This is a genomic window from Vibrio sp. SCP2 (assembly GCF_059295395.1).
Genome location: NZ_JCAFVV010000012.1, coordinates 1 through 14187 on the forward strand (window position 1 = coordinate 1; position 14187 = coordinate 14187).

At 46.0% G+C, this 14187-nt stretch carries 16 protein-coding genes and 4 tRNA genes; 7 read left to right on the forward strand and 13 right to left on the reverse strand.

The features are described 5' to 3' along the window. From AC5O63_RS20325 to AC5O63_RS20345, 5 genes are all read right to left on the reverse strand, one after another. Window positions 1-222: GTP-binding protein (locus AC5O63_RS20325; protein WP_232950780.1), on the reverse strand; the 222-nt coding region annotated here is incomplete at its 3' end. Between the two features lie 134 nt (window positions 223-356). Beyond that, a tRNA-Thr gene (locus AC5O63_RS20330) sits at window positions 357-432 on the reverse strand. A gap of 13 nt (window positions 433-445) precedes the next feature. Next, a tRNA-Gly gene (locus AC5O63_RS20335) sits at window positions 446-520 on the reverse strand. A 35-nt stretch (window positions 521-555) separates the two neighbouring features. Beyond that, window positions 556-640: transfer RNA gene (locus AC5O63_RS20340), tRNA-Tyr, on the reverse strand. Window positions 641-690: 50 nt separating this feature from the next. Beyond that, a tRNA-Thr gene (locus tag AC5O63_RS20345) sits at window positions 691-766 on the reverse strand. A gap of 206 nt (window positions 767-972) precedes the next feature. Here AC5O63_RS20345 and coaA point away from each other — a divergent pair. Beyond that, window positions 973-1896 carry a type I pantothenate kinase gene (gene coaA, locus AC5O63_RS20350; protein ID WP_004743326.1) on the forward strand — a complete coding sequence of 308 codons (924 nt, stop codon included), beginning with the start codon at window positions 973-975 and terminating at the stop codon, window positions 1894-1896. A gap of 260 nt (window positions 1897-2156) precedes the next feature. Here the strand turns inward: coaA and AC5O63_RS20355 are convergent, their stop codons facing one another. Continuing rightward, entirely contained in the window at window positions 2157-2582 is a 426-nt protein-coding gene (locus AC5O63_RS20355; RefSeq protein ID WP_239827292.1) for a DUF805 domain-containing protein, read from the reverse strand. Between the two features lie 49 nt (window positions 2583-2631). Continuing rightward, window positions 2632-2979 carry a 5-carboxymethyl-2-hydroxymuconate Delta-isomerase gene (locus AC5O63_RS20360; protein ID WP_239827293.1) on the reverse strand — a complete coding sequence of 116 codons (348 nt, stop codon included), beginning with the start codon at window positions 2977-2979 and terminating at the stop codon, window positions 2632-2634. Between the two features lie 271 nt (window positions 2980-3250). Here AC5O63_RS20360 and tpiA point away from each other — a divergent pair, with 271 nt between their 5' ends. Both tpiA and AC5O63_RS20370 read left to right on the forward strand, forming a co-directional pair. Further along, window positions 3251-4021 (forward strand): triose-phosphate isomerase, encoded by a 771-nt coding sequence (gene tpiA, locus AC5O63_RS20365; protein ID WP_494506084.1) that lies wholly within the window; start codon window positions 3251-3253, stop codon window positions 4019-4021. Window positions 4022-4135: 114 nt separating this feature from the next. Continuing rightward, window positions 4136-5479 carry an MATE family efflux transporter gene (locus AC5O63_RS20370; protein WP_494506085.1) on the forward strand — a complete coding sequence of 448 codons (1344 nt, stop codon included), beginning with the start codon at window positions 4136-4138 and terminating at the stop codon, window positions 5477-5479. A 51-nt stretch (window positions 5480-5530) separates the two neighbouring features. Here the strand turns inward: AC5O63_RS20370 and rraA are convergent, their stop codons facing one another. From rraA to efp, 3 genes are all read right to left on the reverse strand, one after another. Beyond that, a complete protein-coding gene (rraA, locus tag AC5O63_RS20375; protein ID WP_004743321.1) occupies window positions 5531-6055 on the reverse strand; it encodes a ribonuclease E activity regulator RraA in 525 nt (174 codons plus the stop codon). Window positions 6056-6131: 76 nt separating this feature from the next. Further along, a complete protein-coding gene (locus tag AC5O63_RS20380) occupies window positions 6132-7049 on the reverse strand; it encodes a 1,4-dihydroxy-2-naphthoate polyprenyltransferase (RefSeq protein ID WP_004743320.1) in 918 nt (305 codons plus the stop codon). Window positions 7050-7166: 117 nt separating this feature from the next. Further along, complete coding sequence (efp, locus tag AC5O63_RS20385; protein WP_004743319.1) at window positions 7167-7733, reverse strand: elongation factor P; 567 nt, start codon at window positions 7731-7733, stop codon at window positions 7167-7169. A gap of 32 nt (window positions 7734-7765) precedes the next feature. Between efp and epmB the strand changes: the two genes are divergently transcribed. From epmB to AC5O63_RS20405, 4 genes are all read left to right on the forward strand, one after another. Then, window positions 7766-8788 (forward strand): EF-P beta-lysylation protein EpmB, encoded by a 1023-nt coding sequence (epmB, locus tag AC5O63_RS20390; protein WP_494506086.1) that lies wholly within the window; start codon window positions 7766-7768, stop codon window positions 8786-8788. Further along, window positions 8788-9282, forward strand: coding sequence for a type II secretion system protein (locus AC5O63_RS20395; RefSeq protein WP_494506087.1), 495 nt, complete (start codon window positions 8788-8790; stop codon window positions 9280-9282). Before epmB ends, AC5O63_RS20395 begins: the two co-directional genes overlap by 1 nt. Window positions 9283-9371: 89 nt before the next feature. Beyond that, entirely contained in the window at window positions 9372-9863 is a 492-nt protein-coding gene (locus tag AC5O63_RS20400) for an MgtC/SapB family protein (protein WP_494506121.1), read from the forward strand. Window positions 9864-10034: 171 nt separating this feature from the next. Then, complete coding sequence (locus AC5O63_RS20405; RefSeq protein ID WP_494506088.1) at window positions 10035-11360, forward strand: anaerobic C4-dicarboxylate transporter; 1326 nt, start codon at window positions 10035-10037, stop codon at window positions 11358-11360. Window positions 11361-11427: 67 nt separating this feature from the next. On the opposite strand, the gene pfkA is transcribed toward AC5O63_RS20405, so the two are convergent. The 3 genes from pfkA to AC5O63_RS20420 form a co-directional block, all read right to left on the reverse strand. Then, entirely contained in the window at window positions 11428-12390 is a 963-nt protein-coding gene (gene pfkA / locus AC5O63_RS20410; protein ID WP_004743314.1) for a 6-phosphofructokinase, read from the reverse strand. A 258-nt stretch (window positions 12391-12648) separates the two neighbouring features. Then, window positions 12649-13557, reverse strand: coding sequence for a CDF family cation-efflux transporter FieF (gene fieF / locus AC5O63_RS20415; protein WP_272785837.1), 909 nt, complete (start codon window positions 13555-13557; stop codon window positions 12649-12651). Window positions 13558-13665: 108 nt separating this feature from the next. Continuing rightward, entirely contained in the window at window positions 13666-14169 is a 504-nt protein-coding gene (locus AC5O63_RS20420) for a CpxP family protein (RefSeq protein WP_486787187.1), read from the reverse strand. Window positions 14170-14187: the final 18 nt, after the last annotated feature.

A 14187-nucleotide genomic window follows, 5' to 3' on the forward strand; every position in this document is an offset into this window, starting at 1 on the left:
AGTTGGAGTGTCGTACTCAACGTGAGAAGTTGCGATTGTGATACCGCGCTCACGCTCTTCTGGAGCGTTATCGATAGATGCGAAGTCTTTCGCTTCACCGCCGTACACTTTTGCAAGTGTTGTACAGATCGCTGCAGTTAGAGTTGTTTTACCGTGGTCAACGTGGCCGATAGTACCAACGTTTACGTGCGGTTTCGTACGTTCAAATTTTTCTTTAGACATGAGTTGTCCCTCTAGGTACGGATTTAGGTGGCTTGAATGACCACGCAACCAAAAAGTCTTGGTGATAAACTTCTCTCAATCACTAAACGTAGTTTAGTAAAGAGAAAGTATCAAAAGGAAACATTGCTTAGAGCTGGTGCTGATAGGCAGACTCGAACTGCCGACCTCATCCTTACCAAGGATGCGCTCTACCACCTGAGCTATATCAGCACTCAAATTAGAGTGGAGCGGGCAGCGGGAATCGAACCCGCATCATCAGCTTGGAAGGCTGAGGTAATAGCCATTATACGATGCCCGCAACACGTAACTCTGTGAGCTATTTCCTTAAGAATATGGTGGAGGGGGACGGATTCGAACCATCGAAGGCAGTGCCAGCAGATTTACAGTCTGATCCCTTTGGCCACTCGGGAACCCCTCCAAATTTTTAATCCATTTTTCTCGTGCTCTAAAAAGAGATAAGCGGAAAAATGGTGCCGACTACCGGAATCGAACTGGTGACCTACTGATTACAAGTCAGTTGCTCTACCTACTGAGCTAAGTCGGCATAAGTGGTGCGCATTCTATTGAATGATTTTCTGCCTTGCAATAGTAAATTTAAAAAAAAACTTCTTTTTCTACTGATTGGGCTTATTTGTTGAAATTTCGCCCAATTTATCGGCAAAAAATACGCGAATGTCGACGATGTCGTTTGCAATCTTGTTCGGTTGTTGTATTTTCGCTGCTCTATCGTGAAACCAAGTTAGGATGACTATGACTCCATATCTCTCATTTAATCGTCAACAATGGGCTGAATTACGCAATTCAGTGCCAATGACATTATCCGAGACCGATCTGGTTGAACTTCAGGGTGTGAATGAAAGCCTCACGATGGAAGAAGTGGAAGAGATCTACTTGCCTTTAGCCCGTCTGCTTAACTTATATGTTGCTGCCAGACAGAGCCGTAATTCAGTGCTCAATAACTTCCTCGGTAATCAAGGCACTGCGCCACCTTTTATCATTGGTATTGCCGGTAGTGTCGCGGTAGGTAAAAGCACCACAGCTCGTTTGCTTAAAGCCTTACTGTCACGCTGGGATAACCATCCTAAAGTTGAGCTCGTAACTACTGATGGGTTTCTTTATCCGAAAAAGGTGCTAGATGAACGCGGTATTCTTCATCGCAAAGGCTTCCCTGAATCTTATGATATTAAGCGTTTAGTCGAGTTCGTTTCTGACGTTAAGGCCGGAAAACCACACCTCGAAGTACCTGTTTACTCGCACATCACCTATGACATTACCGAAGAGCTGAAAACCGTCGACCGACCTGATGTGCTGATCATCGAAGGATTAAACGTCTTGCAAAGCGGGATGGATTATCCACACGATCCACATCGCGTCTTTGTTTCAGATTTCTTGGATTTTTCGCTTTATGTCGACGCAGAAAGTGAAGTGATAGAGCAGTGGTATGTCGAACGCTTCTTAAAGTTCCGCCAAGGCGCCTTTACCAAGCCAGGCTCTTACTTCAGTCACTATACGCAGTTGACCGAACCAAAAGCGATCGAGAAAGCACACAGTATTTGGCAGTCGATCAATGGGGTTAACCTAGACGCCAATATCCTGCCAACCAAAGGCCGCGCCCACTTAATCTTGAAGAAAGGTCAGGATCATCAAGTGGAAGAAGTTTTTCTGAGGAAGTAGCGCTGCGCTTGGGAAATAAGATTCGGGAACGGGCTTCGCCCTACGGAGAACTGGAGAGTGGTTAGGGTTGGCGGATAAACGTCAACCCTTTTTGTTTGGAACGCCTTGCTACGGAAATGGGATGCGGGATACAAATAACTGGATAAGCAGGCTTGTCAGACTAGTTTTCCAGCAGCGAAGCGGTCCATAGGGCGAAGCCCGTTCTCGATTCCCTAGCGTAGCATTCCCGAGGACGAAATCCGTTCATAACGCGAAGCGTTCTATCTCCCTTCCGGCCCATATTGATTTTCGCCATCCGTGCCTTTTAAGAAACCACATTCAACTAAAATCCATAGACCACAGACTAGAGCAGCAAATGACGTCGCAGCCTGCAACATAGACGGCTGACCGGCTAGTGAAGGATCGCCGACTGGTACTGTCATGCGTCCGATAACGAGTGGGATGTTAAGCAGCAGCCACCAGCTTGATTTACCGCGGTCATGCCAGCGTTTAGCGGTAATCGCTAGATCAGGAACCAGAATGACGATCAGAAACACAGGTAGAATCAGATGTGCGATCGAGGGAGCGAGAACATTCATCCCCATCGCAAAGCCAACAATCATCAAATAGTAAACCACGTTCCAAATCCAATAGGTTTTACGCCCTATTCGACCTTGAAACGAAAACAGTAATTCTTTCATCGACATCATTTATACCTAAAAAATAAAAAGTTAGAGCCTGTTCGCTCCAAAAATACTAGTTAATTACTTTCTGAAAACACGCTTTATCCATATCTCGAATGTTAACCGTTAAGCTATGAACATGACTCGCCTGCTCTTGCAACACAGTCATCAACTGGCGAGATAACTCTCTTTTCTGCTCTTCGGTTCTGCCATCAAGCAATTCAAAGCTGATATGAATAAAATCAACACTATCTCCCGCTTCGCCTACCAGCCAGTTATGGCAACGCAAAGAGCGGGATTTTACCGAATCCACATCGAACAACCCGCAAGTTAACGCGACATGATGTAAGTCTTCAAGTAAGCCTTGAACATTAACGCGTTCGTCAACAGAGTTGGAGTATTCCATTACTAGGTTCGGCATAGTATTCCTCAAATGTAAGAGAGTTTCACAATAAACAAAAAGTGCACAACACTATTACCAATTTCTATGCTGAATTCCGAGCGGGTTTCCACCAATCTGTTCAATGGATCACTGATAGAAAGCAGATTAAGGTGAGATATGAGCGATCACAGCTCCAACCAATGGGTGATATCCAAATAAGACATGACGGTAATCATGATCTCCCCTATTTTATCTGTTATATTCTTACGAAGATTTTTTACATTAATTGATTAAATACGGAGATATTCCTATGCGTCGTCCTGTAGTGATGGGTAACTGGAAGCTTAACGGCAGCAAAGCAATGGTGAAAGAGCTGCTAACTGGTCTTAACGCTGAACTTGAAGGCGTTGAAGGTGTTGACGTAGCTGTCGCTCCACCAGCTCTTTACCTAGATCTAGCTGAACAGCTAATCGCAAAAGGCGGTAACAAGATCATCCTAGGTGCTCAAAACACTGACCTAAACAACAGCGGTGCATTCACTGGTGATATGTCTCCAGAGATGCTAAAAGATTTCGGCGCTACTCACATCATCATCGGTCACTCTGAGCGTCGTGAATACCACAACGAATCTGACGAGTTCATCGCTAAGAAATTCAACTTCCTAAAAGAGAACGGTCTAAAACCTGTTTTCTGTATCGGTGAGTCTGAAACTCAAAACGAAGCGGGTGAAACTGAAGCAGTATGTGCACGTCAAATCAACGCAGTAATCGACGCTTACGGTGTTGAAGCGCTAAACGGTGCAATCATCGCATACGAACCAATCTGGGCTATCGGTACTGGTAAAGCAGCAACAGCTGAAGATGCACAACGCATCCACGCTTCTATCCGTGCGCTAATCGCAGAGAAAGACGCAGCAGTTGCTGAGCAAGTAATCATCCAATACGGTGGTTCTGTTAAGCCTGAAAACGCAGAAGCTTACTTCTCACAACCAGACATCGACGGTGCTCTAGTTGGTGGCGCATCTCTAGATGCTAAGAGCTTCGCAGCAATTGCTAAAGCAGCGGCAGCAGCTAAAGCATAATTTTTCTTCTTATTTGAAAAATTCTCACTGAGGTCAGCGCAAGCTGGCCTTTTTTGTGTCTGGCACATCAATCAAGTATCCTACGCTTTTCCACACTAACGATAGTTGTACCGAATGCAGGATAAGCATGGCCTTCTAACAGGCTCGATTCCCCTAGTACTTAGGCAGATGACCGTTCCCATGACCTTTGGCATGGTGGCGATCTTGATGTTTAACTTGGTGGATACGTTTTTTATCTCGCTGCTAGGTACCGAAGCTCTCGCTGCGATTAGCTATACCTTCCCCGTCACCTTTGCAGTCAACTGCATCACAATGGGTATAGGTATGGGGCTCTCGACCAATATCGGTCGCTTGCTCGGACAAGGTCAATCGATCGTCGCTGCGCGCTTTTCTTCTCATGGCTTACTGTTAGCCGTATTGCTGGTCGCACTCGCCTCTACACTTGGCCTGTTTACCATCGAGCCACTGTTTCTATTTCTTGGTGCAGAGCAATCACTACTGCCACTTATTCATCAATACATGGATATTTGGTACCTAACGATTCCGCTATTGGTCGTTCCTATGGCTGGCAACAGTGCCATTCGCGCAACTGGGGATACCAAAACACCCGCCAAAATTATGATGCTCGCTGGTCTTATCAACGGGGTACTCGATCCGCTACTGATTTTTGGTTACGGACCTTTCCCAGAATTGGGCATTCAAGGAGCTGCCATTGCCAGTGCAATGAGTTGGTTCGGCGCCTTAATTGGCTCGCTTTACGTGCTGATTAAACGAGAGAAACTACTTGCCCTTCCTTGCTTTAAAACACTCTGGCTCGACTGGCAACAAATCCTAAAAATCGGCACACCGGCAGCTTTGTCTAATGCTCTTACGCCCTTGTCGGGGGCTATTTTGATGATGATGCTCTCGACTCATGGCACCGCAGCCGTCGCCGCTTATGGTGCGGCGCAGCGAGTCGAATCGATTCTTATCTTAGTTTTGATGTCTTTAACTTCAGCCCTAACACCATTTATTGCCCAAAACATGGGCGCCAATAACCCTGCACGTAGCTTTGCCGGGTTGTTTTTAAGCATGCGTTTCTCGATGGTGTTTCAGGCCGGCATTTTTATCATGATGGTGCCACTGAGCATTCCACTCGCAGCTTTGTTTTCACAGGAACAAGCGGTAAAAGATCTGCTTTGGCACTATTTGTTAGTCGTGCCTTTTAGCTATGGTTTCCAAGGCGTGATGATGATGTTGGTCTCTGGCTTAAACGCCCTGCATGAACCGCTTAAGGCATTCCAATGGAGCTTTATGCGTCTGTTTCTCTTTACCCTACCTTGCGCTTGGTTAGGTGGTCAGCTGTATGATATTGAAGGGCTATTCATTGGTATTGCGGTAGGCAACATTATTGGTGGCACAAGTGGTTACTTATATGCGCTAAAACTCAGATCTCAACACCTTTCCCCGGCGGCATAAAACAAAACACCGACTCTTGGAGTCGGTGCAGTCTATCTGGAAAGGTAGAGATTAATCGACTATGGCTATCTCTTCTTCCTCTTCCACTTCTAAATCTACATCTAATGGCTCTTGAGAAAGAATCACACCGGTATTGTCAGCGTAGAGGTAATCTTCAGGAAGGAAGGTCACGCCACCAAAGTTGACTGGCACATCCACTTCACCAATGCCTTGTGAGATAGCGCCGACAGGAATAGAAGCGATCGCTTGGATACCGATACTCATGTCTTCCAGCTCATCGACTTCACGAACACAGCCGTAAACCACAATACCTTCCCATTCGTTCTCTTCCGCAAGCGATGCGAGCTCAGCATCTATCAGTGCGCGACGCAATGAACCGCCACCATCAATAAGCAGCACACGGCCTAAACCGTCTTGCTCTAGGATTTCACGAATCAAGCCATTATCTTCAAAACACTTTACTGTCGTGATTTGCCCCGCGAACGATGCACAACCACCAAAGTTACTGAACATAGGCTCTACAACATCTACTTGCTCTAAATAAATGTCGCACAAGGCAGAGGTATTGTATTCCATAGTATTCCTTCCCATACCGTTCGTTATCTCCATCGAGTATATAAGGTCATTAAGTCATTGCAATGACATGTATCATTTAACTGACCAGAGTTTGAGCTATAACCACTCCAGCAAACAATAAGTTAGTCACCATAGAGCACTTGACTATCACCGGCATCATTGGGGCGATCTGCGCCGGTTTTTCTGCCTGCCATACTGCTTTACCGTGTTTAAAGGTAACAAGCAGGCTAAGTAGAAATGGCAAGCTAATCCAAATTGGGCTCGGTTGATGGATTAAGTAAGCGGCAAAAGCCACCACAGCGCCGCTGAGCAGAGCAAAGTGATATTGCTTAGCGCGCTTTTGCCCTAGACGGACAGCAACCGTTCTTTTGCCACACACCTCATCATTTTCAATATCACGCATATTGTTGATATTAAGTACAGCGACAGCCAAGAGCCCACAACCAACCGCGGGCAAGATAAGTAGAGGCGCGACAATACCGGTATGAAGGAAATAGGTACCCGCCACGCCCAATAAACCAAAGAAGATAAACACGGAAATATCGCCTAAGCCGACGTAACCATAAGGCTTGTTACCTACGGTATATGCGATCGCTGCAACAATCGCTAAGACTCCTAACCCGATGAAAGCTAAGATGCTCTGTAGACTCTCTAGCGCATACATCACTAAGGTGAGACCCGCAATCACCGTCAAAACCACATTAATGATCATTGCCTGCTTCATGTCCTTTTGAGTCACAGCTCCAGACTGAATCGCACGCATAGGCCCGAGACGATTTTCGTTATCGGTACCTTTAACAGCATCGCCATAATCGTTGGCTAAGTTAGAAAGGATTTGTAGCAGCGTTGCAGTCAGAAAAGCCAGCAAAGCAACCACAGGTGAAAACTGATGCGTGGAGTACGCCAATACACTACCCGTTAAGATAGAGACCAAAGCCAAAGGCAAGGTTTTAGGGCGAGCGGCGTCAAGCCATATTGTTAGAGACTGTTTCATGGATACCAGTTTAGCCACAGTTACTTGAACTAGAATTGTGGCACATCAATCCTATCGGTGAAAAACAAAAAAAGGTCACCGAAGTGACCTTTTTCCAAAACTTGACCTAAGTTAGGCTTATTTTACGCGACCTACGTACTCACCAGAGCGAGTATCAACTTTGATCACTTCGCCAATCGCGATAAATAGAGGAACGCGAACAACAGCACCTGTTGATAGTGTTGCTGGCTTACCACCTGTACCTTGAGTATCACCTTTCAGACCTGGATCTGTGTCTGTTACTTCAAGCTCAACGAAGTTTGGTGGCGTTACTACGATTGGGTTACCGTTCCATAGTGTTAGCATACAAGTGTTGTTTTCTACCAACCACTTAGCGTTTTCGCCAACCGCTTTTACATCCGCAGCGATCTGCTCAAATGTTTCGTTGTTCATAAAGTGGTAGAATTCGCCGTCGTTATATAGATAATCTAGGTCGATATCCATTACGTCTGCAACTTCACAAGTTTCACCAGACTTAAAGGTTTTCTCTAGCACTTTACCAGAAAGAAGCTTACGAATTTTTACACGGTTGAACGCTTGACCTTTACCTGGCTTAACGTATTCGTTTTCCAAGATAACGCAAGGCTCGTTATCAAGCATTAGTTTCAAGCCGCCTTTAAATTCATTGGTGCTAACAGTAGCCATTTTTTCCTCTTACATTCTTAGAGCTAAATTCAATGCCGCACATCATAACCCGAAAAGTTGTTTCTGTTGAGCAAAACTGGCTCAAACAGCTAGCGAATGGGATCTCTGATCCTGCAAAACTGCTTGAGCAGCTCGAAATAGATCCTAAGCCATGGCAAGACGGATTTGCTGCTCGCAAGCTTTTTGCGCAGCGTGTTCCGCAAAGTTTTGTTGATAGAATGGAAAAAGGCAATCCTTACGACCCGCTTTTACGTCAAGTTTTACCGCTCAGCGAAGAGTTTGAAGTCCACCCTGGTTACTCCAATGATCCACTCGAAGAGCAAAACAATGCTATTCCAGGTTTATTGCACAAGTACCGCAACCGCGCGTTAATGATCGTCAAAGGTGGCTGCGCAGTTAACTGTCGCTACTGTTTTCGTCGTCACTTTCCCTATGACGAAAACAGGGGATCCAAATCAGTTTGGCAGCAAAGCCTAGAGTATGTAACCCAGCACCCAGAGATTAATGAGATCATCCTTTCTGGTGGGGACCCGCTAATGGCAAAGGATGAGGAACTGTTGTGGCTTATTGATCATATTGCCGATATCAAGCACATCAAACGCCTGCGCATTCATTCCCGCTTACCTGTCGTCATTCCGGATCGTATCACTCAAGCGCTGATTCAGATGCTGAGCGAAACCCGCCTGCAAGTGGTGTTAGTCACGCATATCAACCACGCTAAAGAGATAAATCAAGAACTGAGAGATCGATTAAGCCACCTTAAGCAAGCAGGTGTTACTCTTTTAAACCAAGGTGTTATGCTAAAAGGAGTCAATGACAGCGTTGAGTCTCAGGTTGACCTCAGCAACGCTTTATTTGATGCTGGCATTTTACCTTATTACATTCACGTGCTAGATAAAGTACAGGGCGCTGCACACTTTTACATCTCTGACCAAGAGGCGAAAGCCATCATGGCAGGGCTGATGGAGCGAGTCTCTGGATATCTAGTACCAAAGTTAACGCGCGAGATTGGTGGGCGTACCAGTAAAACCCCACTCGACCTACATTTAGAATAATGATGAAAAACACACGCGGCTTTACGCTAATAGAATTGGTCATTGTCATCGTCGTACTCGGCATTCTTGCTGTTACTGCCCTGCCTCGTTTACTCGACCTACAAAGCGACGCCCGAACTTCTGCCTTACAAGGTTTAAAAGGAGCAATGCAAGGTGCCAACGACCAACTCATCGGTATATCTGCTGTTGAAGGTCTCGACACCGCTGCGAGTTCGTCAGTCACCGTAGAGGGTGAGAGCGTCAGCATCGTTTACGGTTATGCTAAAGCAGACAATGCCAATGCTTGGGAAAAAATCATTGATGCCAACATTGCAGATGCTACTTTCGGGGCTGATGGTGCCGATTGGTATTTCAGCAATACTAACGCCAATGATGGAATTATCTTGTATATGCCAAGGAGTCGTCGTCAGTCTTCTCTCAATTGTTACCTGCAATATAACGAAGCAACCTCAAACGCCTCACCCAGTATTAACTTGACCACCACTGGTTGTTAATTTTGTCCTTAAGATAAAAATCTTTTGTTCGATAGACAGGTCTGAACTATGCATACTCCGACGTTTTGGAGGTCACGATGCAACCAGACATGCAACCCACTATCGAACAATTTCTCGACCTAGGCCCATTCAGTTGGTGGGCTCTACTCTGTTGTGCCGTTAACGGTATTCTTATTGGCGTTGAACGACAAACACGCGGCAAACCTGTTGGTATTCGCACCTCGATTTTGGTGATTTCGGGGACCTACTTGTTTATGTCAATGGCGGTTTCACTCTCACCCAATACATTAGATCAAGCGCGAGTGCTCGGTCAGATCATTACTGGCGTAGGATTTCTTGGCGCAGGGGTAATGATGACCCTAGATGGCAAAATCCATGGTGTCACCTCCGCTGCCGTCATATGGGTATTGGCGGCCATCGGCATGATGATTGGTCTCGGTTATATGCAGCAATCCGTGATCCTCACCGTACTGGCACTCACAGTACTACTTGGCGTCGATAAAGCCGAGAACCGGATCAAAGCCCTACGCCGTGGCGTTCACCAAAAATTTCAAAAACGAAGAAACAAACAAAACTCGTGATCTCTACGAGCAAACCAATACAAAGCCTTTGTTTAAAGTGCAATTTTTGATTCGAAACAAGGAATAGCTCGATAGTTAATCGCTCTGACAAGAGAAGCAAATAGGCTCACGTTTCCATCTACCACTTTTGGGTAGCATGGCTCTATGTTTATACCAATGTAGGGTTTGATTATGTTTTACGTGCATATGCTCCTGCTTCTGACGGTTATATTTATCGGTATCCGCCATGGAGGCATAGCTTTCGGTTTGCTCGGGGGCTTGGGTGTTTCGGTTCTCGCGTTTGTATTTGGTGTCGCGCCGGGTTCGCCACCAATCAGTGTTATGCTGATCATTCTCGCCGTGGTCGCGGCCTCTGCGACGCTAGAAGCAACGGGTGGCCTCAAGCTATTAGTGAAGTTTGCTGAGCGATTATTGCGTAAGCATCCAAGCCAAATCGTGTTTCTTGGCCCACTTTGTACCTATTCATTGACGGTATTAGTCGGCACGGGTCACTCTGTTTACCCTCTTCTTCCTGTTATCTATGATGTGGCCTACAAGAAAGGCATTCGCCCTGAGCGCCCTATGGCGATGGCAACCGTTGCATCACAAATGGGGATTACGGCTAGCCCGATCGCCGCTGCCGCTGCGGTAGTAATGGCAACCGCAGCCGATAACCACTTGGACATCAGTCTGGTTAACGTGCTACTGGTGACCATACCTGCAACGTTAATTGGTGTACTGGTTGGCTGCTTGTGGAGCCTGAAACGCGGTAAAGAATTGGATCAAGATCCAGCCTTTATCAAGCGTTGCCAAGATCCCGAGTTTAAAGCTCAGCTGATTGATGAAGTCCAGCAAGATGAAAGCGAGCCAGCCAGTCAGCAAGTGGCAAAACGCGGTTTAGGCATCTTCTTAGCCGGTATCGCAACGGTTATCTTTGTCGCAATGTTTGGTAAAGATCTCGGCTTGCTACCAGACGGCGTTAAAATGTCCGTCGCGATTCAGTTCTTGATGTTGTCTGTCGGTGCTTTGATTCTGTTAACGACTAAGGTAGAGCCGAAAAAGATCGTCCATAGTAATGTGTTTATCGCCGGTATGACCGCGGTGATCATTATCTTCGGTATCGCGTGGATGAGTGACACCATTATCGGTTTCCACAAACCTTACTTGATCAGCTTAGTGAGCGACATTGTGGCTGCGCACCCTTGGACGTTTGCCATTGCCATGTTCGTGGTGTCGGTATTCTTGAAGAGCCAGGCAGCGGTACTGACCATTATGCTACCACTCGGTTTTGCGATGGGCATCCCTGCACCTGTACTAATCGGTGTGCTTCCAGCTTGTTATGCGTATTTCTTCTTCCCATTCTATCCAAGTGATCTTGCGGCGATTACCTTTGACCGCTCAGGTACGACTGAGATTGGTAAGTACGTACTTAACCACAGCTTCTTGCTGCCAGGCTTTATTGGCGTGATTACCGCAACGACAGTGGGTTACGTGCTATCGACTATGCTAGTCAACTAGCCTTATTCCAATAAACAAAAAGCCAGTTGGTCTCCCAACTGGCTTTTTAGTTCAATATGAAGCTGGCTTAGAATAGCTCTTCAGCAACCTTGAATAGGTCTTCACGTACTGGACGCTTCATGTTCTCGATAGCGTCGATGATATCGTGGTGAACAAGTTGCTCTTTTTGAATACCTACACAACGACCACCTTGACCTTCCATCAATAGGTGTACTGCGTAGTTACCCATGCGAGATGCAAGAACGCGGTCAAATGCAGTAGGACGACCACCACGTTGGATGTGACCAAGAACGGTAGCGCGAGTTTCACGACCCGTCGCCGCTTCAATCTCTTTCGCTAGTTCGTTAGCATCCATCATTAGCTCAGTCAGAGCAATGATCGCGTGCTTCTTACCTTTAGCGATACCATCTTGGATATTGCCAATCAGCTTTTCTTTATCCAGACCCGTTTCAGGAGTGATGATGTACTCACAACCACCTGCGATTGCAGACATTAGCGTTAGATCACCACAGTGACGACCCATGATCTCAACGATCGAGATACGCTGGTGAGAAGATGAAGTATCACGTAGACGGTCAATTGCGTCGATAACAGTGTTCAGTGCCGTTAGGTAGCCAATTGTGTAATCCGTACCTGCGATATCGTTATCGATAGTGCCCGGTAGACCGATACATGGGTAACCCATTTCTGTTAGCTTTTTCGCACCCATGTAAGAGCCGTCACCACCAACAACAACTAAAGCTTCGATACCATGCTTTTGCAGGTTTTCGATCGCTTTCTGACGCACTTCCACTTCTTTGAATTCAGGGAAACGCGCAGAGCCTAGGAACGTGCCGCCTTTGTTGATTACATCAGAAACGCTTGAACGATCTAGCTTTTCGATACGATCTTCGTAAAGACCTAAGTAACCATCGAATACACCGTAAACTTCTAGTCCTTCAGATAACGCCGTGCGAACCACGCCGCGAACTGCCGCGTTCATACCTGGTGCGTCACCGCCACTCGTCAAGACACCGATCTTCTTAATCATGCTCACCCTCGATTTTTGGGAATCTTATTTCAATTTTTACGTTAGCCGCTTTCAATAAGCCACCAACTTAATTCCTTTAACTGCGCAATATGTTACCTTTCCTAATTAGGATTACTACATTTATTTGCGTCAAATTATGTAACTTTTCTACTTATGTAAGAGTATTACAGCTTTGCTCATTGACATCATTGATACATATCAGGATCACAGTTAAAACTAGCATCGCTGAAAAGATAGCCAATAAGTGGCACTTTTGCGTTACCAATCTTGCGACTTCTGCCCTTTTTCTGCCCCTAACACCACAGAATAAGGATCCTGATGGATCAGTACATCTGAATGTGGATAGAGCTCAAGCAGTTTATCTTCCACTTCGTCAGAGATTCGATGCGCTTCAATTAATCGGATATTGTCTTCCATCTCTAAGTGCAGTTGGATAAATCGAGTTGGCCCTGACATTCTGGTTCTTAGTTGATGAACTCCGAGCACCCCTTCCACTTTTACACAGCATTCTCGAATTGCTTTCAATTCTTCGTCGGGCAGCTTGCGGTCGAGTAAAGTTTGAATCGCCTCTTGCACCATTTTGAACGCGCTATAGAGGATGTAGACACCAATTGCGACGGCAAAAACTGAGTCTGCTTGAGTAATCCCAAACCAGCTCAAACCTAGCGCGAGCATAATCGCTGCATTCATATAAAGGTCAGATTGATAGTGCAGTGAATCTGCGGCTATCGCTTGGCTACCGGTTTTCTTCACGACATGCTTTTGGAAACGAACTAATGCAAAGGTGACTAAGATGGCAAACAAACTGACGTAAACACCGTATTCAGGGGACTGCAACTCGTGTGGTCTAAAGAAGCGTTCGATACCATTTAAGATCAGAAATACCGCAGAGCCAGAAATAAACATCGCCTGTGCCAAAGCCGCCAGAGATTCGGCTTTGCCGTGACCAAAAGTATGCTCTCGGTCAGCAGGTTGAAGGGAGTAACGTACCACAACGAGGTTAACCAGAGATGCCGCGATATCGAGCATTGAATCGATCAAAGAGGCGAGTAAGCTGACGGAACCCGTTACCCACCAAGCCCCAACTTTGACCACCAATAGCAGCGTCGCAACAATCGTGGCCGTCCATGCAGCCATGGTGACTAAGCGAGCATATTCTTGTTTCATAGTGCTTTGATTATTAAACAAACATCTTCTAAGTATAACCTTACAATTGTTGAATAAAAATGGCATAAAAAAGGCGGCTAAAAAGCCGCCTATGAATAGTCATTGATTCTAAGCCTTGTTCAAACGCTGTTGCATTTTCTCTTGGCATTTTGCCGAACGCTCTTGTTGCAGTTCAACAAATTTTGTTTTCTGCTCAGGAGTTAAGATGCTCAGCATCTGATGCTGTTTCTCTAGCATTTTCACCTTACGTTCCGTTTGCTTTTCAACCATAGTCTTAGCTAGCTCGTTTGCCGCCGCTTGGTCAAAGTTATCCGCTAGAACCAATGCCTGAACCTTCTCTTTTTGAGCTTGCATCTCTGCATGGCGAGCTTCAAAGTTCTCTTTAAAGGCCGCTTTCATTTCTTGTTTGCTTGCCTGACGCATCTCTTTCATCTGGTCTTTTTGCGCATCGGTTAAGTCAAGTTGACGCATGATTCCGCGGTCAAAGCCACCGCCACACTCGCCATGACCACCTTTCTTACCATCTTTGCCACCGAAAGCGAACGCACTCGCTGTGCCAAGAGTTAGAGGAAGAACAACTGCCGCTACTACTAGTTTCTTTGCCATTTTCATAATCGTACCTTTCACTTT

Bases quoted from the DNA above. Each gene is read 5' to 3' on its own strand.
- coaA (WP_004743326.1), top strand. From the start codon at position 973: ATGACTCCATATCTCTCATTTAATCGTCAACAATGGGCTGAATTACGC.
- AC5O63_RS20355 (WP_239827292.1), bottom strand. From the start codon at position 2,582: ATGTCGATGAAAGAATTACTGTTTTCGTTTCAAGGTCGAATAGGGCGT.
- AC5O63_RS20360 (WP_239827293.1), bottom strand. From the start codon at position 2,979: ATGCCGAACCTAGTAATGGAATACTCCAACTCTGTTGACGAACGCGTT.
- tpiA (WP_494506084.1), top strand. From the start codon at position 3,251: ATGCGTCGTCCTGTAGTGATGGGTAACTGGAAGCTTAACGGCAGCAAA.
- AC5O63_RS20370 (WP_494506085.1), top strand. From the start codon at position 4,136: ATGCAGGATAAGCATGGCCTTCTAACAGGCTCGATTCCCCTAGTACTT.
- rraA (WP_004743321.1), bottom strand. From the start codon at position 6,055: ATGGAATACAATACCTCTGCCTTGTGCGACATTTATTTAGAGCAAGTA.
- AC5O63_RS20380 (WP_004743320.1), bottom strand. From the start codon at position 7,049: ATGAAACAGTCTCTAACAATATGGCTTGACGCCGCTCGCCCTAAAACC.
- efp (WP_004743319.1), bottom strand. From the start codon at position 7,733: ATGGCTACTGTTAGCACCAATGAATTTAAAGGCGGCTTGAAACTAATG.
- epmB (WP_494506086.1), top strand. From the start codon at position 7,766: ATGCCGCACATCATAACCCGAAAAGTTGTTTCTGTTGAGCAAAACTGG.
- AC5O63_RS20395 (WP_494506087.1), top strand. From the start codon at position 8,788: ATGATGAAAAACACACGCGGCTTTACGCTAATAGAATTGGTCATTGTC.
- AC5O63_RS20400 (WP_494506121.1), top strand. From the start codon at position 9,372: ATGCAACCCACTATCGAACAATTTCTCGACCTAGGCCCATTCAGTTGG.
- AC5O63_RS20405 (WP_494506088.1), top strand. From the start codon at position 10,035: ATGTTTTACGTGCATATGCTCCTGCTTCTGACGGTTATATTTATCGGT.
- pfkA (WP_004743314.1), bottom strand. From the start codon at position 12,390: ATGATTAAGAAGATCGGTGTCTTGACGAGTGGCGGTGACGCACCAGGT.
- fieF (WP_272785837.1), bottom strand. From the start codon at position 13,557: ATGAAACAAGAATATGCTCGCTTAGTCACCATGGCTGCATGGACGGCC.
- AC5O63_RS20420 (WP_486787187.1), bottom strand. From the start codon at position 14,169: ATGAAAATGGCAAAGAAACTAGTAGTAGCGGCAGTTGTTCTTCCTCTA.